The organism is Rhizobium sp. AN80A (assembly GCF_030053015.1).
GTDB lineage: Bacteria > Pseudomonadota > Alphaproteobacteria > Rhizobiales > Rhizobiaceae > Rhizobium > Rhizobium metallidurans.
Genome location: NZ_JASJPX010000001.1, coordinates 1,327,418 through 1,344,950 on the forward strand (window position 1 = coordinate 1,327,418; position 17,533 = coordinate 1,344,950).

General features: G+C 63.3%; 15 protein-coding genes and 2 pseudogenes. 10 read left to right on the forward strand and 7 right to left on the reverse strand.

What is annotated here, in order from left to right:
* Nucleotides 1–3: 3 nt before the first annotated feature.
* From nadC to P3R82_RS06110, 5 genes are all read left to right on the forward strand, one after another.
* Nucleotides 4–852: a carboxylating nicotinate-nucleotide diphosphorylase gene (gene nadC, locus P3R82_RS06090; protein ID WP_283193522.1), complete on the forward strand. Its 849-nt coding sequence runs from the start codon at nt 4–6 to the stop codon at nt 850–852.
* A gap of 141 nt (nt 853–993) precedes the next feature.
* Nucleotides 994–1,134 (forward strand): hypothetical protein, encoded by a 141-nt coding sequence (locus P3R82_RS06095; RefSeq protein WP_283193422.1) that lies wholly within the window; start codon nt 994–996, stop codon nt 1,132–1,134.
* The gene (locus P3R82_RS06100) at nt 1,118–1,747 is read left to right on the forward strand and encodes a metallophosphoesterase (protein WP_283193423.1); all 630 of its coding nucleotides are present in this window, start codon (nt 1,118–1,120) and stop codon (nt 1,745–1,747) included. Before P3R82_RS06095 ends, P3R82_RS06100 begins: the two co-directional genes overlap by 17 nt.
* A 134-nt stretch (nt 1,748–1,881) precedes the next feature.
* The gene (locus tag P3R82_RS06105; protein ID WP_283193424.1) at nt 1,882–3,000 is read left to right on the forward strand and encodes an OpgC domain-containing protein; all 1,119 of its coding nucleotides are present in this window, start codon (nt 1,882–1,884) and stop codon (nt 2,998–3,000) included.
* Nucleotides 3,001–3,147: 147 nt separating this feature from the next.
* Nucleotides 3,148–4,554: an adenylate/guanylate cyclase domain-containing protein gene (locus P3R82_RS06110; RefSeq protein ID WP_283193425.1), complete on the forward strand. Its 1,407-nt coding sequence runs from the start codon at nt 3,148–3,150 to the stop codon at nt 4,552–4,554.
* 12 nt (nt 4,555–4,566) lie between these two features.
* On the opposite strand, the pseudogene P3R82_RS06115 reads toward P3R82_RS06110, so the two are convergent.
* Both P3R82_RS06115 and P3R82_RS06120 read right to left on the reverse strand, forming a co-directional pair.
* Nucleotides 4,567–5,750: pseudogene (locus P3R82_RS06115) on the reverse strand (amidohydrolase).
* A 168-nt stretch (nt 5,751–5,918) separates the two neighbouring features.
* Nucleotides 5,919–6,818 carry a LysR family transcriptional regulator gene (locus P3R82_RS06120; protein WP_283193426.1) on the reverse strand — a complete coding sequence of 300 codons (900 nt, stop codon included), beginning with the start codon at nt 6,816–6,818 and terminating at the stop codon, nt 5,919–5,921.
* A gap of 119 nt (nt 6,819–6,937) precedes the next feature.
* On the opposite strand from P3R82_RS06120, the gene P3R82_RS06125 reads away from it, so the two are divergent.
* The 5 genes from P3R82_RS06125 (at nt 6,938) to P3R82_RS06145 (ending at nt 12,843) form a co-directional block, all read left to right on the forward strand.
* Nucleotides 6,938–7,870, forward strand: coding sequence for a VOC family protein (locus tag P3R82_RS06125; protein WP_283193427.1), 933 nt, complete (start codon nt 6,938–6,940; stop codon nt 7,868–7,870).
* A gap of 142 nt (nt 7,871–8,012) precedes the next feature.
* Nucleotides 8,013–8,702: a hydrolase gene (locus tag P3R82_RS06130; protein WP_183898703.1), complete on the forward strand. Its 690-nt coding sequence runs from the start codon at nt 8,013–8,015 to the stop codon at nt 8,700–8,702.
* 79 nt (nt 8,703–8,781) lie between these two features.
* On the forward strand, nt 8,782–9,069 hold the full coding sequence (locus tag P3R82_RS06135; protein WP_283193428.1) for a XapX domain-containing protein: 288 nt from the start codon (nt 8,782–8,784) through the stop codon (nt 9,067–9,069).
* Between the two features lie 90 nt (nt 9,070–9,159).
* Nucleotides 9,160–11,037: an amidohydrolase gene (locus P3R82_RS06140; protein WP_283193429.1), complete on the forward strand. Its 1,878-nt coding sequence runs from the start codon at nt 9,160–9,162 to the stop codon at nt 11,035–11,037.
* Nucleotides 11,038–11,244: 207 nt separating this feature from the next.
* Nucleotides 11,245–12,843, forward strand: a complete 1,599-nt coding sequence (locus tag P3R82_RS06145; RefSeq protein ID WP_283193430.1) for an MFS transporter — start codon at nt 11,245–11,247, stop codon at nt 12,841–12,843.
* Nucleotides 12,844–12,907: 64 nt separating this feature from the next.
* Here the strand turns inward: P3R82_RS06145 and P3R82_RS06150 are convergent, their stop codons facing one another.
* The 5 genes and pseudogenes from P3R82_RS06150 to P3R82_RS06170 form a co-directional block, all read right to left on the reverse strand.
* Nucleotides 12,908–13,144 (reverse strand): LysR substrate-binding domain-containing protein, encoded by a 237-nt coding sequence (locus P3R82_RS06150; RefSeq protein ID WP_349294041.1) that lies wholly within the window; start codon nt 13,142–13,144, stop codon nt 12,908–12,910.
* A 16-nt stretch (nt 13,145–13,160) separates the two neighbouring features.
* Nucleotides 13,161–13,784 (reverse strand): annotated as a pseudogene (locus tag P3R82_RS06155) (LysR substrate-binding domain-containing protein); the annotation flags it as partial.
* 81 nt (nt 13,785–13,865) lie between these two features.
* Nucleotides 13,866–15,833, reverse strand: a complete 1,968-nt coding sequence (gene fhuB, locus P3R82_RS06160) for a Fe(3+)-hydroxamate ABC transporter permease FhuB (RefSeq protein ID WP_283193431.1) — start codon at nt 15,831–15,833, stop codon at nt 13,866–13,868.
* On the reverse strand, nt 15,830–16,711 hold the full coding sequence (locus P3R82_RS06165; protein ID WP_283193432.1) for an iron-siderophore ABC transporter substrate-binding protein: 882 nt from the start codon (nt 16,709–16,711) through the stop codon (nt 15,830–15,832). The genes fhuB and P3R82_RS06165 overlap by 4 nt, the downstream gene beginning before the upstream one ends.
* Before the next feature lie 13 nt (nt 16,712–16,724).
* Nucleotides 16,725–17,510 carry an ATP-binding cassette domain-containing protein gene (locus P3R82_RS06170; protein ID WP_283193524.1) on the reverse strand — a complete coding sequence of 262 codons (786 nt, stop codon included), beginning with the start codon at nt 17,508–17,510 and terminating at the stop codon, nt 16,725–16,727.
* Nucleotides 17,511–17,533 lie beyond the last annotated feature (23 nt).

Sequence of the window (17,533 nt, forward strand, 5' to 3'; positions counted from 1 at the left end):
ACCATCATGCTTGCTTCCCTTCCCCGCATCGTCATCGAGCCGGCCGTCCGCAATGCGCTTGTCGAGGATCTCGGCCTTGCCGGCGACATCACGTCCGCGGCCGTCATCCCCGCCGACCATCGGTCGCGCCTTGCCATGGTCAGCCGCAAGCACGGCGTCGTCGCCGGTCTCGATGCCGCCGAGCTGTCCTTTCAGCTCGTCGATCCGGCCGTCTCGATGACCCGCCACATGGATGACGGCGCCGCGCTCAAGCCCGGCGATGTCATCGCGACCATCGAAGGACCGTCGCGCGCGCTTCTGACCGGCGAGCGCACCGCGCTCAATTTCCTCGGCCACCTCTCGGGCATCGCCACCGTCACCGCTGGGATCGTGCAGGCGGTCTCCGCCACAAGCGCGTCGGTCGTCTGCACCCGCAAGACGACGCCGGGGCTGAGGGCGCTGGAGAAATACGCCGTTCGGGCCGGCGGCGGCATGAACCATCGCTTCGCGCTTCACGACGCGGTGCTGATCAAGGACAATCATGTCGCGATCGCCGGCGGCGTTGGCGAAGCCATCCGCCGCGCCAGGGCCGGCGTTGGCCACATGGTCAAGATCGAGGTGGAGGTCGATACGCTCGATCAGCTCCGCGATGCCATGGATATCGGCGTCGACGCCGTGCTTCTCGACAATATGACACCGGCCGATTTGCGCGAGGCCGTGGCGCTTGTCGCGGGCCGCGCGATCACCGAGGCGTCGGGCAACATCAATCCGGCGACCGCGGCCGAGATCGCCGCTTCCGGCGTCGATCTCCTGTCGGTCGGCTGGATCACGCACAGCGCCCCGGTGCTCGATATCGGGCTGGACTATCTCTAGGCCCTCGACAGTTCACTGAAATGGCCGCCCGCCGTTATCTGCGCGTCGTCACCTTGCGGAGCGGTCGGGCCATGGCGTAGATGCTTGTCGTCAGGAAATGCGGCGGAGCGGTTCAGCTTCGCACGGGAGAATCGGCCCATTATGACAGACGACGCACTGCCCTTGATCTATGCAATCGCCGACATTCACGGGCGTGCCGATCTTCTCGAAGCCATGCTCGATCACATCGCGGACGTCGCGAGATCAAGGTTCGACGAAGCCGGTCGTGATCTTCCTGGGTGATCTGATCGACCGGGGACCGCGCAGCCCGCTGGTGCTCGATCTCGTCGCCTCGACGCTGGACCGCTATCCGGGTTCGTCCCTGATTCTCGGCAATCACGACTTTTACCTGCGGGCGCTGCTGCCCGAGGACCTTGCGCCCGAGGACGCCGTCAACTGGATGGACTGGGGTGGCGTGGCAACCGTCAGCGCCTATTCCAGCCGGCCGGTTCCCGATTTCAAGGGAATCGCGGCCGACATTCGCGGCACTTTTCCCGGTCATGCCGATCTTCTGGACAACGCGCTGACCTACAGGCAGATCGGGCGCTACTGTTTCGTCCACGCCGGCATCCGTCCAGGCGTCGCTCTGGCCGAGCAGACGGATTATGACCTCAGATGGATACGCGCGGGCTTCCTCGACCATGTCGATCCCTTCGATCACATCGTGGTCCACGGCCATACGATCACCAATTCGCTGCGCCCCGAGGTCTACGACAATCGCATCGCGCTCGATACCGCCGCCTACCGGACCGGTCGCCTCAGCGCCGCCGTCATCCGGCACGACAGGCTCTCGCATTTCGTCTGCACCAGGCTGATGCCGTCAGGCGAGGTCGCGATGGAGGACTGGCCGGCCTGATCGCCGTAGCGGTTTCTTCACAGATCTCTCCGCTGATGTCGGAAAGGTGAACCGCCCGTTCATGTGGGCTTCATCCGGCGGTTGTTACCGTGGGTTCATCGAAAACAGAAATGAATCAGCGGGACAAGTTAACCATGCAGCACCCTGCCGCTCAATCGGCCGGCCGAGATCCGCGCCTTGATTTCTTTCGTGGCCTGGCTCTGGTGATGATCTTCATCAACCACGTGCCTGGCAACATGTTGGAAGCCGTCACGTCGAAGAACTTCGGCTTCTCCGACGCGGCCGAGGCCTTCGTGCTGATGTCCGGCATGTCCGCCGGTCTCGCCTATTCCAACGCCTATGCCCGCGATCGCATCAACGCGGTCGCGCGTGTCCTTCGCCGCGCCGGCCGGCTTTACGGCGTCCACCTGCTGACAACGGTGCTTGCCGTCATCGTCCTGATGACCGGCCACGATTTCCTGGGCACGACCGCGCTTTCGGAGCGCGTCAACATGATGTCCTATCTGGAAGCGCCGTGGACGACCGCGCTCGGCGTCCTCACGATGACGCACCAGCTGGGCTACTTCAACATTCTTCCGCTTTACATGCTGCTTTTGGCCGCAACGCCGGTCTTTCTCGCCCTCGCCGCCCGAAGCCGCGTTCTCCTGCTGTCGGTGTCGGTATCGATCTGGGCCATCGCGGGATGGAACAATATCAACCTGCCCAATTTTCCCACCGACGGGTCCTGGTTCCTCAATCCCTTCTCCTGGCAGCTGATCTACTGCATCGGCCTGTGCGCAGGTATTTCTGCCAAGAAGGGCGAGACCTTTGTCGGCTACAGCCCCGTCCTGATGACGGTTGCGATCACCTATCTCGGCTTTTCGATGTTCGTCATCCAGGGACAAAACTATGAGCTGACGGCCTGGGGCGACAGTCCCGCGCTGCTGGTCGGTTTCGAAAAGGGCATCCTGCCGCTGCCGCGACTGATGCATGCCCTGGCGCTGGCATATGTCGTCTCGCAGATCGCCGTGTTCCGCACGATCGCGGGAAGTGCCAAGCTGGCTGCCGTGTCTTTGCTTGGAAAGCAGGGCCTTGCCGTGTTTGCCTGGGGCTCGCTTGTCGCCATCGTATTGCAGGTGCTGAGAGAGGCGTATGTGTTCTCGTCGGCGGTCGAAATCACGACGCTCATGATCGGCCTGGCGATCCAGTACGCCGTCGCCCAGCGCTTGGAGACCGCCAAGGTGGCGGTCAAGAAACAGACACGGGTGGCGTAACGTTCCAGCGGTGCCGCGGGCTTACAGTCGCGGCACCGACCAAATACGATGGGCGCCGTGCTCCCCCATGCATTCCGTGGTTTACCGTGATATTATATTAGCTCATTGGCGATGTCTGTTGTCGATTGTCCGTATCGGAATGGTCACATGAGCGATGTCGAGGCCCTTTTTGCCGCCCTGCGACAGGCGGCCGACGCAGAGACGGCGGCGTGCATCGAAGCCGTTGTCGCGCGCGGCGCCGATCGCGATCTCAACCGTATCAACGTGCTTGCTTTCGCAGGCGGACATCGGCTCGACGAGGAGCGGACGATCGCCGCGTTCCTGCATGCGGCGCGTCTCGGCATTTTCGACATGACCTGGAACGTGCTCTGCCCGGGCTGCGGCGGGGTGCTGGACACCGGAGCAAGCCTGAAGGGCGTCGTCCATGATGTCTATCACTGCGGGCTGTGCGCCGCGGGATACGAGCCGACGCTCGACGAGATGGTGGAGGTGACGTTCACCGTTAACCCGCGAGTGCGCCGCATCGCCGCGCACGACCCCGATCTCCTGCCGCCGCTCGAATATTACCGGCAGATGTTTTTCAGTTCCGGCGTCGATCTGCCTGACGATCTGGAAGAGAAGTTCGCGCCTATTCAACTGGAGATGATCGAGCTGGCGCCGGGCGAAAAAGCCTTCGTCTCGCTGCAGCTGCCGTCCAAGTTCGTCATCATCTTCGACGCGGTGACGCATGCCGCGCAGTTCATCGATGTCCAGGGGGAGCCCACGAGCGAGCGCCAGTCGCTGTCGATGGTCATCACCCGGAGCCATGTTCTAAGCGAGACGATTACTCTGCGTCCGGGCCTGCTCAGGCTCGCGCTTGAAAACCACACGGACCGCAGGGTGGTGCCGAATGTCTGTGTCGCCGGCGACGAATTGCATGATCTTCTGGGGCGCAGACGGCCGTTTCTGACCGCCAAGCGCTTGCTGACCAACCAGAGCTTTCGCGACATATTCAGAACCGACACGCTTGACGTCGATCAGCGCCTGAAGATCACCAGCCTGACCTTCCTGTTCACCGATCTAAGGGGCTCGACGGCGCTTTACGAACGCGTCGGCGACATCGCGGCCTTCGATCTCGTCCGGTCCCATTTCCGCGTCCTCAACGAGATCGTCGCCGCCGAAACGGGGGCTGTGGTCAAGACCATAGGCGACGCCGTGATGGCGAGCTTTCCGACCCCCGACCGGGCGGTGGCGGCGGCTCTGCGGATGCGTCAGGCGATGCTGCGCCTGAACGCCGAGCACGGCGCCGACGACCTTCTCCTGAAGATCGGCATCCATGAGGGATCATGCCTCGCCGTCAACCTGAACGATCGCCAGGATTATTTCGGCCAGACGGTCAACATCGCCTCACGCGTCCAGGGTCTCGCCGACCCGAACGTCATCATGACCACGGAGGCCGTCGTGCACGACAGCCGTGTGTCGGACATGCTGCGGGAGCGCAGTGTTCACTCCGTGTCGCGCATGGCCGAGCTCCAGGGCATCGGCCGCGAGGTCAGGATTTTCGCGCTGTCGTGACCGCCGCTCCGGTCACTCTCCCGCTGCGCCGTTCAGGCGCTGATCGACCAGCGACAGCCAGTAGCGGACGCCGTGAACGATGGCGCCGTCGTTGAAATCGTAGGCCGGGTTGTGCAGATCGGCGCTGTCGCCGTTGCCGAGCCAGATCAGTGCGCCGGGACGCTTTTCCAGCATGTAGGAGAAATCTTCCGAGCCCATCGTCGCGGGCCAGTCGGTATCGACCTTCTCGGCGCCGGCAACGCGGCGGCGGCCTTGGCGGCGAGCTTCGTCTTTACCGGATCGTTGACCGTCACGGGATAGCCGGGGCGCCAGTCGATCACGGCTTCGGAGCCGAAGGACTTCGCGGTGCTGGAGACGACCTCGCGGAACCGTTCCTCGACCATTTTGCGAGTCTCGGTGTTCATGGTGCGGATGGTGCCGCCGAGGCGGATCGCGGCCGGAATGACATTCAGCGCGCCGGCATTGCCGCCCTCGAGATAAGTGATCGACACGACCACGGGATCGAAGGGGTTGGTGAAGCGCGATGCGATCGCCTGCAGCGCCACGATCATCTGGGCGCCGGCGACCACCGGGTCGTGGGAGAGATGCGGATAGGCGGCGTGGCCGCCCTTGCCGTTGATTGTAATCACGAAGCGGTCGCCTCCAGCCATCATCGGGCCGCCGCGGATCGCGAAGGAGCCGATATCGAGGCCCGGCTGGTTGTGCATGCCGTAGACCTCCTCGATGCCGAAGCGTTCGAGCACACCTTCCTCGATCATCACCCGCGCGCCTGCGCCGCCTTCCTCCGCCGGCTGGAAGATCAGTACCACCTTGCCCGCGAAATCGCGGCTTTCGGCCAACTGCTTGGCGGTCGCGAGCAGCATGGCGGTGTGCCCGTCATGACCGCAGGCATGCATCATGTTCTCCACCTTCGAGGCGTAGGGCAGGTTCGTCTGCTCGGCCATCGGCAGCGCATCCATGTCGGAGCGCAGCGCGATCGTGCGGCCCGGACCCCTGCTGCCGTTGATAACGGCGACCACGCCGGTCTTGGCGATGCCGGTGACGACCTCGTCGCAGCCGAATTCCGTGAGTTTCTCCGTCACCAGCGCGGCCGTCTTCGGCAGGTCGAACAGCAGTTCGGGATGCTGGTGGATCGTTCGGCGCCAGCCCTTGGCTTCGTCGGCGAGCGCGTCGAGGGAGGGAACGGAAAAGGTCATGCTTGCTCCAGGTCACTATATACATGCCGCCGCCGACGGGGCCGGAACATCCGGTATCGGCTGGCGTAGCATACGCAAAAATCGGTCATCAATCGCGCGAAGATATCCGCAACCGTGCCGCTTTCAACCAACTTATCGGTGATAGCTCACAGCGCGATCAATATACCGTCAATCGAGCATGACCATATGCGCCGGCAGTTGCTCCTCGAAAAATTTCGAGAACGTCGCGATACGCGGCGGCAGGGCCTGATATGGCGGGTAATAAAGCGTCAGCCAGAGCTCCGGCGGTGCCCAGCCCGGCAAGACGTGAACCAGCCGGCCGGTGCGGATATGCTCGGCGATGTGAAAGCCCGGAAGCATGGCGACGCCGACGCCATCGGCGGCCATGTCGGCGAGCACCTCGCCATTGTTGGCGCTGAATGCGCGTCCGGCCGTGATCGAGATGCTCAATCCGCCGTCCGACAGCGCCCAGTGCTCCCGCCGGCTTTCGCCACTGTAGGCCAGGCAATCGTCCGGCGTCAGTTCGCTGGGATGCTGCATCCGCGTGAACCGGCTGCCCGGCGCCGCCACCAGTATCCTCGGCACCGCCCGGATCTTGCGCCAGATGGTGAACTTGTCCGAGGGAGCGGAGGAAATGCGGAGCGCGAGATCGTAATCGTCGTCGATGATGTTGACCAAGCCGTCCGACAGCGAAACCTCGAAGCTCATCTTCGGATAGAGGTCGCGGAAGCCCGACAGGATTGGCGTCAGTATCGTCTTGCCGAGCCAGGTCGGCGCGCTGATCCGCAACCGGCCCTGATCGGATTTGTGCGCGTTCCTGACGTCCTTGCGCGCGTTTTCCAATGCTTCGACAGCCGGCTGGATCTGCGCGGCGAAGACGGCGCCATCCGTCGTCAGCGATACCTGGCGCGTGGTGCGCACGAAGAGCTGGACGCCGAGATCGTCTTCGAGTGCCGCGATCGCGCGGGTGACGGCGGCGGGTGTCATGTCGAGCTCGCGGGCGACCTGCGCGAAGTTGCGCTTTTCGGCGGCAAGCAGGAAGGTTTTCAGGGCTTTATAGTCGTTCATCTCAATTATTTCAAAAATCGCAATTCATTCGACAGGAATATTGCAATTCCGCGATGCAATCAAGCCGGTTACATCTCTGGTCATCGAAACGGCAACGCCCACAGAGAAAGGCAACGGCCATGATCAAGGATATCAAGGGACTGCACCACGTCACTTCGATGGCGTCGGATGCCCGAGAGAACAACCGGTTCTTCACCAGCGCACTCGGCCTGCGTCGCGTCAAGAAGACCGTCAACTTCGACGACCCGAGCGTCTACCACCTCTATTACGGCGATGAAAACGGCACGCCCGGCACCGTCATGACCTACTTTCCCTTCCCGCACATGATGACCGGCCGTCCCGGCGTCGGTGAAGTCAGCGAGACGCAGTTCTCCATCCCCAGGGGATCGCTGGCTTTCTGGAAGGACCGCCTGACGGCCCAGGGTGTCGTCGGTCTGAAGGCCGACACGGTGTTCGGCGCCAACCGCCTGCGCTTCGCCGGCCCTGATGGCGACGGACTGGCGCTGATCGAAACCGCCGAAGACGCCCGCGCCCCATGGCTTGCCGAAGGTATCTCTGAAGACAATGCGATCCGCGGCTTCTCCGGTGCGCGCTTCGACCTGCACGACACCGCCGCCACATCGGAACTGTTGCAGTTCATGGGCTACGAGCGCGCCGAGGTCGAAGGTGACGTCACGCGGTTCATCATTCCCGGTGGCAATGGTGCCGATACCATCGACATCGCGTCGCTACCGAAAACGCCGTTTGCCCGCCAGGGCGCCGGCTCGGTCCACCACATCGCCTTTGCCGTCGAGAACCGCGAGAAGCAGCTCGAAGTGCGAAAGGCCCTGATGGACACGGGCTATCAGGTGACGCCGGTCATCGACCGCGACTACTTCTGGGCGATCTACTTCAGAACGCCGGGCGGGATCCTGTTCGAAATCGCAACCAACGAACCCGGCTTCGACCGTGACGAAGATACCGCCCACCTCGGCGAGGCCTTGAAGCTGCCGAGCCGGTATGAAGCCTATCGCGGCCAGATCGAAGAGAACCTGGTCCCGCTGGCGGCATAACCCGCACGGCAAGCCGCCGCGCATCTCTAACGCCAATAATTTCCGCCTTCGAACGGCTGCCTGAGGCAGGCAGCCGACCGCCGGAGGCATCCCAATCCTTAACCGCCATGCCGGCGATCAAAAACGTAAATGGAGAAATCAAATGTCCAAGCTCGAAGTCCTGACCCCCGCAAACAGCCAGCTTATCTTCATCGACCAGCAGCCGCAGATGGCTTTCGGTGTGCAGTCGATCGATCGCCAGACGCTGAAGAACAACGTCGTCGGTCTCGCCAAGGCGGCCAGGATCTTCGACATCCCGACCACGATCACGACGGTCGAGACGGAAAGCTTCTCCGGCAATACCTTCCCGGAATTGCTCGGCGTGTTCCCGGAGAACGACATTCTGGAGCGCACCTCCATGAATTCCTGGGACGACCAGAACGTTCGTGACGCCCTTGCCAGGAACGCCGCAAGCGGTCGCAAGAAGATCGTCGTGTCCGGTCTCTGGACGGAAGTGTGCAACACCACCTTCGCACTGTCGGCCCTCCACGATGTTCCCGACTACGAAATCTACATGGTTGCCGACGCCTCCGGCGGCACCTCGGTCGACGCCCACAAATATGCGATGGACCGCATGGTACAGGCCGGCGTCATCCCCGTGACATGGCAGCAGGTCCTGCTCGAATGGCAGCGCGACTGGGCCCGCAAGGAAACCTACAACGCGGTCACCGCGCTGGTGAAGGAACATTCCGGCGCCTACGGAATGGGCATCGACTACGCGGTCACGCATGTCCACGGCGGCGACGAGCGGGTCGGCCACGGCAAGCGCATCGGCCCCAACCCAGCCAGATAATCAGCATCATTGCCGCTTCCGCCGGATCGAGTGTCCAAAAGCGGAAGCGGCTTTCATTGATCGATCGAGGAATGCCCCCATGAAACTCTACCTCCTGTCCATCGGCGCCGGTCTTCTGGTCGGTATTGTTTACAGCCTGCTCAATGTTCGCTCTCCCGCGCCGCCGGTCGTGGCCCTTGTCGGCCTGCTTGGCATTTTGCTCGGCGAACAGCTCATTCCCTTCGCGAAGACACTGATCGCCAGGGAGCCGGCGGCGATGTCGTGGATCAACCAGATCAAGCCTCACATGTTCGGGCACATGCCGAAGGGCGAGAGCCGAAATGACGTCGCTGCGTCTCGCCAGGATCAGCCCGCATCTGATAGCTGAGACCGCAAGGGGAGATTCGCTTGCGGTGGGCGCTTGCCGCGACGCAAAGCATTGAAATCAATCTTAATAATGAAGCCAGGAGCATATCCCATGTTCGCCGACCTCATCCTCCACCACGGTCTGATCACCACGCTCGACCGCACCAATCCGACCGCCAGCGCCGTCGCCATCAAGGACGGGACCTTTCTCGATGTCGGCGCCGACGCCGAGATCATGGCGCTCGCCGGCCCCGACACCAGGATCGTCGATCTCAAGGGCAAGCGCGTCCTGCCCGGCCTGATCGACAACCATACCCACGTCGTGCGCGGTGGCCTGAACTACAACATGGAACTGCGCTGGGATGGCGTGCGTTCGCTGGCCGATGCGATGGACATGCTGAAGCGCCAGGTGGCGATCACGCCGGCCCCGCAATGGGTTCGCGTCGTCGGCGGCTTCACCGAACACCAGTTCGCCGAAAAGCGTCTGCCGACAATCGAGGAGATCAATACGGTCGCGCCGGATACGCCGGTGTTTCTGCTGCATCTCTACGACCGCGCGCTCTTGAACGGTGCCGCGCTCCGCGCCGTCGGCTACACCCGCGATACGCCCAACCCGCCCGGCGGCGAGATCACCCGTGACGCCAACGGCAACCCGACCGGCATGCTTCTTGCCAAGCCGAACGCCGGCATTCTTTACTCGACGCTCGCCAAGGGCCCGAAGCTGCCCTTCGACTACCAGGTCAATTCGACCCGACATTTCATGCGCGAACTCAACCGGCTGGGCGTTACCGGCGTGATCGATGCCGGCGGTGGCAATCAGAACTATCCCGATGACTACGAGGTCATCCAGAAGCTCTCCGACGAAAACCAGCTGACCGTCCGCCTCGCCTATAATCTCTTCACGCAGAAGCCGAAGCAGGAGAAGGAAGACTTCCTCAACTGGACGTCCTCGGTCAAATACAAGCAGGGCAACGACTACTTCCGCCACAACGGCGCCGGCGAGATGCTGGTCTTCTCCGCCGCCGACTTCGAGGACTTCCGCCAGCCGCGCCCGGAAATGGCGCCGGAGATGGAAGGCGAGCTCGAGGAGGTCGTGCGCGTCCTGGCCGAAAACCGCTGGCCGTGGCGCATGCACGCCACCTATGACGAAACGATCTCCCGTGCGCTCGACGTATTCGAGCAGGTCGACAAGGACATTCCGCTGGCGGGCCTCAACTGGTTCTTCGACCACGCCGAGACCATTTCCGAGCGCTCGATCGACCGTATCGCGGCGCTTGGCGGCGGCATCGCCACGCAGCACCGCATGGCCTATCAGGGCGAATATTTCGTCGAGCGCTATGGCCACGGCGTCGCCGAAGCCACGCCGCCGATCAAGCGCATGATCGAGAAGGGCGTCAATGTCTCGGCCGGCACCGACGCCACCCGCGTCGCCTCCTATAATCCTTGGGTATCGCTCTCCTGGATGGTGACGGGCAAGACGGTCGGCGGCATGCAGCTCTATCCACGCGCCAATTGCCTCGACCGCGAGACCGCGCTGCGCATGTGGACGGAAAAGGTCACCTGGTTCTCCAACGAAGAGGGCAAGAAGGGCCGCATCGAGAAGGGTCAGTTCGCCGATCTCGTGGTGCCGAGCAAGGACTTCTTTGCCTGCGCCGAGGACGAGATCTCGTTCCTGACGTCGGAACTGACCATGGTCGGCGGCAAGATCGTCTATGGCGCCGGCGACTTCAAGGCGCTCGACGAAAGCAACATCCCGCCAGCCATGCCGGACTGGTCGCCGGTGCGCAGGTTCGGCGGCTACGCCGCCTGGGGTGAGCCCGACGGCGCGGGTGCCCGCTCGCTGCGCCGCACGGCCATCTCCACCTGCGGCTGCGCCAGCGATTGCGGCGTCCACGGCCACGACCATGCCGGCGCGTGGACATCCAGGCTGCCGATAGCGGATCTCAAGGGCTTCTTCGGCGCGCTCGGATGCTCCTGCTGGGCTGTTTGATACCGGCGCGATCACCGAACGACGCATTGTACCGGGCATCGGGTATTGGGCAGCGGGGAGCCGCTGCCCAAACATCTTCAAACAGCAAAAGTCCCTGGCTGATAATTACAAATATTGCAATTAAATCGAAACTATTGATGCAATTGTTGGTGGCAGTGGTTCTCGCCAATATGGCTGCATCTTCGATGTCAGCAAGGGATCTGAAATATGAGTACCGCAAAATCCTCAGGGGGCAGTTTCGCTCCTCTCGCGCAACCCGTCTTCGCCGTTCTCTGGGCGGCCACCGTTCTCGGCAACACCGGCAGCTTCATGCGCGATGTCGCAAGCTCCTGGCTGATGACCGATCTCTCGGCCTCGCCGGCCGCGGTCGCCATGGTCCAGGCGGCGGGCACGCTGCCGATCTTCCTCCTCGCCATTCCGGCGGGCGTGCTGACCGACATTCTCGACCGCCGCAAATTCCTGATCGCCGTCCAGCTGCTGCTTGCCTCCGTCAGCATCAGCCTGATGCTTCTTGCCCAGACGGGCATGCTGTCCGTCAGCGCCCTCATCGGTCTCACCTTCCTCGGCGGCATCGGCGCGGCGCTCATGGGGCCGACATGGCAGGCGATCGTGCCCGAACTCGTCAAGCGCGAGGACGTCAAGAGCGCGGTGGCGCTGAATTCCCTCGGCATCAACATCGCCCGTTCGATCGGCCCGGCCGCCGGCGGCATTCTGCTTGCCGCGTTCGGCGCGGGTCTCACCTATGGCGCAGACGTTGCGAGCTACATCATCGTTATCGCCGCGCTGGTCTGGTGGCCGCGCGCCAGAAACGCGAACGATGCCCTGCAGGAGAATTTCCTCGGCGCCTTCCGGGCCGGCCTTCGCTACACCCGGGCCAGCCGCCCACTGCATGTCGTCCTGCTGCGTGCCGCCATCTTCTTCGCCTTCGCCAGTGCCGTCTGGGCCCTGTTGCCGCTCGTCGCCCGCCAGCTTCTCGGCGGTGATGCAAGCTTCTACGGGATTCTGCTTGGCGCTGTCGGCGCCGGTGCGATCGGCGGAGCGCTGGTCATGCCAAGGCTGCGTCAGCGTCTGAGCGCCGATGGGCTTTTGCTTGGCGCGGCTATCACGACCGCCGTCGTCATGGCCGTCCTGTCGCTCGCTCCGCCGAAGGCGGTTGCGATCGCCGCTCTGCTCTTCCTCGGCAGCGCATGGATCACCGCTCTGACGACGCTCAATGGCGCGGCGCAGGCTGTCCTTCCGAACTGGGTGCGTGGTCGCGGTCTTGCCGTCTACCTCACCGTTTTCAACGGCGCGATGACGGCGGGCAGCCTCGGCTGGGGTGCCGTTGGCGAAGCGGTCGGTGTCCCTTACGCCCTGTTGATCGGCGCGGTCGGTCTGCTCGTCGCCGGTCTCATCATGCATCGCGTGAAGCTGCCTGCCGGCGATGCCGATCTGGTGCCGTCGAGCCACTGGCCGGAGCCGCTTGTCGCCGAACCCGTCGCCCATGACCGTGGACCGGTGCTGATCCTGATCGAATACAATGTCGAGAAGGACAACCGCTCGGCCTTCCTCCGCGCCCTGAACGACATGTCGCAGGAACGCCGCCGGGATGGCGCCTATGGCTGGGGTGTCACGGAAGACTCCGCTGATCCGCGAAAGATCGTCGAATGGTTCATGGTGGAATCCTGGGCGGAGCATCTCAGGCAGCACAAGCGGGTGTCGAACGCCGACGCCGATCTGCAGAGCAAGGTGCTTGGCTATCACGCCGGCCCCGAAAAGCCTGTCGTCCGCCACTTCCTGACGATCAATCGCCCCGGCAAAGCCTGACAGCAAGAGGGCCTGACAGCAAGAAGACAAGACAAGGGGACCACTTCGGTCCCCTTGCTCGTCATCATTGCATGGCGGCCCGGCAGAAGGCTTCGAACTCCCTGGCCGGCGCCGTCCGGTGGCGTTCCTTGTGCCTGAGAAGCGTGAAGCGCCGTGGCGGGAGGTCGAATTCGAGGATCTGCAACTGCCCGTTCTCGACGAAGGGTGCGACGATCGTCTCCGACAGCGCCGTCACGCAGCCGCCACTTCTGACGGCGCTCAAGAGCGCTTCGTTGGAGGGCAGGATGAGGGGAGATCTCAAGCTCCCGAGGATTCACGGAGAGCTCGATGAGCGCCTGTTCCAGAACCGCGCGCGTTCCCGATCCGCGTTCCCGCATGATCCATTGCAGCCGCGACAGATCCGTCACGTTCTCCACATCGCGGAATTCCGATGCCGCGACGACGACCAGCTTGTCGCTGGCGATGGTGGAGGTGGACAAGGCCGGTTCGTCGAGTATTCCCTCGATGAAGCCAAGCTCGGCGTCGCCATTGATGATGGCTGCCGCGACGGCGGCGGTATTGCCGATCGTCAGGTTGACGTCGATGCCGGGATAGGCCTGAGAAAAGCCGAGCAGGCGCGGCGGCAGCCAGTAGTTCGCGATCGTCTGGCTCGCCTGGACGTCGAGGATGCCGGTCTTGAGGTTGCCGAGTTCGGCCAGAACGGCCTCCGCCGCCTTCACCTTCGCCAGCGTTTCCTTGGCCTCGCGCAGGAATACGCGTCCCTCGCGGGTCAGCTGGATGCCACGGCCCACCCTGTCGAACAGCTTCACCTCATAGAAGGTCTCAAGCGATTTGATAGCCGCGCTGACGGCCGATGGCGTCAGTCGCAACGATTGCGCCGCCTGCGTCAGATGCTGCCGCTCGGCGGTCGCCACGAAGATAACCAGCTGCTCGAATGTCATCGTGAATCTTTGCGAATTCAGAATGGAAGGCTGTCATCATACGATGGATTCTAACGATTGGCCACGAAGTGTCTTTCCGGACTAGGCTCTTTTCCGCATCATGAACATCAGGAACGGTGCGCCGATCATGGCGGAGACCAGACCAGCAGGGATCTGGTAAGGAGACACGATCATACGTCCCAGGAAATCGGCGGTCACCATGAGCGCCCCGCCGATGAAAGCCGCGCCGACCATTTGCGGCAATGCGCGCGTCAAGCCGGCCTCCCGCGCCAGATGCGGTCCCATCAGGCCGACGAACGACAGGGGACCGACGGTCAGCGTCGCCGCGCCGGTCATCAGGCCCGCCAGCGCGAAGAGGACAAGCCTCGATTTCGCCAGCGATATGCCGATGGCCGATGTCGGCGACGGGCCGAGCGGAAGGATATCGAGCCAGCGCCGGCTCGCGAAAGCCATGGTCATCAACACCGCGCCGATACCCATTTCCGCCACGGCGGTCGGTCCGTCGACCAGATAGGTCGAGCCGCTCATCCAGCGCATGAGCAGGGCCGCTCTCGGATCGCCCGTGGAGCTCAACACGCCGACGACGGCATCGACCATCGCGCTCAACGCAATGCCCGCGAGCAGAACGCGCTCGGGAGAAAAGCCGGATCGCCGGGAGCTCAGGAAAATGACCGAAAGCACGCCGATCGCGCCGGCAACGGCGAACGTGAACTGGCCGAAGAGGCCCGGCGCAATCGCAAACAGGCCGATGGCGACGCCGAATGTCGAACCCGCGCTGATGCCGAGAACCTCTGGGCTCGACATCTCGTTGCCGGTGAGCCGCTGAAGGATCGAACCCGCGACGGCAAGCATTGCTCCCGAGGCCAGGGCGGCGAAGACCTTCGGCGCCCGGATGGCGAGGATCTCCGATGCGATGTCGCCGGACAGGATTGAAAGGCTGCCGTCGATGCCGCGTCCGACGAAGAGGCTGATGGCCAGGGCCAGCAACAGCCCAACCCCGACGACGGCGATCGATGCCGTCGCGTGTGATCGCCGTGGCCTGATCCATGTGGAAGACTGCTGTATCCGATGGCGGATCTTCAGGCGGGGCAGCAGCGCCAGCAGAAGGGGGGATCCGAAGATTGCCGTCACCGCGCCCGTCGGCAGGAAGTCGCCTATTCCACCGGAGACCAGCTGGAGCACGGCATCGGCGCAAAATAGCAGGCTGGCCCCGATGAGCGGCGACCAGAAGATCAGTTGCCCCGGACGCCGGGCGCCCGACAGCCGCGAAAGCGTCGGCGCGACCAGGCCGATAAAGCTGATCACCCCGATAGCGCTGGTAACGAAGGCGGCAAGCGCCACGGCGCAGGCGATGGCGATGAAGCGGAGCCGTCCCACCCTGACGCCGAGCGAGGAGGAGCTGCTATCGCCGAGATCGAGGATAGACAGCGGCCTTACGATCAAGGCGCAAACGACCGCCACCGCCGCCATTTTCCATGCCAGGGAGACAGGGATGGCCCAGCTCTGTTGCGACAGCGATCCGCTTCCCCAGATGAACAGGCTCGCGAGATAGCGCTGGTTGAGATAGGTCAGGATTGCGGAGAGGCCGCCGCACCACAGGCTCAGCACCAGTCCTGACAACACCAGCGAATAGGGCGAAAACCCGCGTCGCGCGCCGAGACCGAGCACGATCACCGCGGCAATCGTGCTCCCGCCGAGCGCAACGAGATCGCGGCTGGCTCCAAGCAGCCCCGGAACGAAGAGCGACGCCACCACCAGTGCGAGGTTCGCGCCTGCCGAGACGCCGAGCGTCGTCGGATCGGCTAGAGGATTGCGCAGAACCTGCTGGAACAGGGCGCCGGCCAGCGCAAGCGCCGCACCGACAAGGATTGCCGTCGCCAGACGCGGGAGCGTCGAATAATAGAGCACCAATCGCGTTGCGTCGTAGCTTGCGTCGGAGGGGCTGCTCAAGGAGGGCGTCACGAGCAGCAGCGAGGCGCCGCTTCCGACGATGAGAAACAGGGCGACGACGAGCGCGGGTCCGAGGACGTCTCGGCGAGGGATGATCATTGGTCGCGCTCCAGAAGATCAGTCAGAAGACCGGCAAACCGGACGGCTTCGTTCACCATTCCGAACATCAGGGCCGGGGCAAGGATCGACAGCTGTCCGGGGCGTGCGAATGGAAGCCGGTTCCAGAGCGGGCTCTCGGCAAGTTTCGGCAGGACATCCGGCGGCACGGGATCAAAGGCCACCATGCGTGCGTTCGGGTCCGTGATCTTGGCCAGCTCCTCGATGCCGATGGTTTCGAAACCCCAAAAGTTCGATTGCTTCGTCCAGGCGTTCGGGACGCCGAGCCGCTCGAGCACGCCGTGAAACAGCCCAGGGTTCGAATAGATGCGGACGTGACGCGGATCCATGAAGTTCACCAACGCGATCGGCGGTATGTCTTTTCCCGCCAGCCGCTGGCGGCAACGCTCGAAGAAGGTTTCGGATTGCTGCAGGAACGCTTCTGCCTCCCTCTCGCGGCCTATTTCCGCAGACAGCTTGCGTGTCGCGGCAATCGCCGAGCCAAGAACGGGTCCGCTGTCGGGCGTGAATATCTCCAGGCGGACGATCTTCCCATAGGGCTTCAGCCTGGGCTGCAGCTCGTCGAGATAAGGTGTCGTCAGGATGATGTCGGGTTTCAGCTGGGCCAGGATTTCGAGGTTCACCTCGAACGAGCTGCCGATATCGACCACGGAAGCCGGCATGGCCGGCTCGACCACCCACCGACCCCAGTCCGCCAGATCGGATATGCCGACGGGCGGCAGGCCGAGCGACAGAAGCGTGGACGACAAGCCATAGTCGAGGCTGACGATCCGTTGGCCGGATGCCTGAGCGAACACGGGGGCGGGGACGACCGTCATCGCCGCCGCATATCGCAGAAAGGCTCTTCGCGAGACGGACATCGGAACCCCGGACTTAGCAGGCATAGGTGAGCGGGTGGTTCAGATTGGGCGCGGAGATAACGTTCATGTCGATCCCGTAAATATCGTGCAGCGTGTCGGGCACGAGTATTGTGGCGGGCGTGCCGCTGGCAACGACGTGGCCGCGCTTGAGTGCATGAATGCGATCGCAGAAGCGCGCCGCCATGTTGATATCGTGAAGGACGATCACCACGCTCCGACCGCCTTCATGCGCAAGGCGACGCACGAGTGAAAGCACCTCGATCTGGTGGGCGACATCGAGCGCCGCCGTGGGTTCGTCGAGCAGCAGACAGCGCGCGTCCTGCGCGACCAGCATCGCGATCCAGGCGCGCTGTCGTTCGCCGCCGGAGAGCGTGCCCACCAGGCGATCGGCAAGCATCTCTATGTGTGTCGCGGCAAGCGCCGCATCGACCTTGCTCTTGTCGATCTCGGAAAAGCGACCGAGCGCTCCGTGCCATGGATAGCGTCCGCAACCGACAAGTTCGCGAACTGTCATCTCCAGGCCCGTGTTCAGATCCTGCGGCAGGTAGGCGACGGCTCGCGCGAAATCGCGGTCGCCATAATGGCCGAGTTCGCGGCCGCCGCAGGTGATCGTTCCCGATGTGGACGACAGTTGCCGTCCAAGGATCTTCAGGAGACTGGATTTGCCCGATCCGTTGTGCCCGACCAGAGCCACCACTTCGCCCGCCGGAAATTCGAGACTGACATCGGACAGGATCGGGTTGCCCTGCATCGAAAGACCAACGTTTCTGACTTCAAAGGCTTTTTCCGACTGGGGCATGTCCTGCCCGGACTTGTGCGAGG

Coding starts and splice junctions, on each gene's coding strand:
- P3R82_RS06130 (WP_183898703.1), top strand. CDS start 8,013: ATGTCCAAGCTCGAAGTCCTGACCCCCGCAAACAGCCAGCTTATCTTC.
- P3R82_RS06135 (WP_283193428.1), top strand. CDS start 8,782: ATGAAACTCTACCTCCTGTCCATCGGCGCCGGTCTTCTGGTCGGTATT.
- P3R82_RS06140 (WP_283193429.1), top strand. CDS start 9,160: ATGTTCGCCGACCTCATCCTCCACCACGGTCTGATCACCACGCTCGAC.
- P3R82_RS06170 (WP_283193524.1), bottom strand. CDS start 17,510: ATGCCCCAGTCGGAAAAAGCCTTTGAAGTCAGAAACGTTGGTCTTTCG.
- P3R82_RS06145 (WP_283193430.1), top strand. CDS start 11,245: ATGAGTACCGCAAAATCCTCAGGGGGCAGTTTCGCTCCTCTCGCGCAA.
- P3R82_RS06095 (WP_283193422.1), top strand. CDS start 994: ATGACAGACGACGCACTGCCCTTGATCTATGCAATCGCCGACATTCAC.
- fhuB (WP_283193431.1), bottom strand. CDS start 15,833: ATGATCATCCCTCGCCGAGACGTCCTCGGACCCGCGCTCGTCGTCGCC.
- P3R82_RS06120 (WP_283193426.1), bottom strand. CDS start 6,818: ATGAACGACTATAAAGCCCTGAAAACCTTCCTGCTTGCCGCCGAAAAG.
- P3R82_RS06110 (WP_283193425.1), top strand. CDS start 3,148: ATGAGCGATGTCGAGGCCCTTTTTGCCGCCCTGCGACAGGCGGCCGAC.
- P3R82_RS06105 (WP_283193424.1), top strand. CDS start 1,882: ATGCAGCACCCTGCCGCTCAATCGGCCGGCCGAGATCCGCGCCTTGAT.
- P3R82_RS06165 (WP_283193432.1), bottom strand. CDS start 16,711: ATGTCCGTCTCGCGAAGAGCCTTTCTGCGATATGCGGCGGCGATGACG.
- P3R82_RS06125 (WP_283193427.1), top strand. CDS start 6,938: ATGATCAAGGATATCAAGGGACTGCACCACGTCACTTCGATGGCGTCG.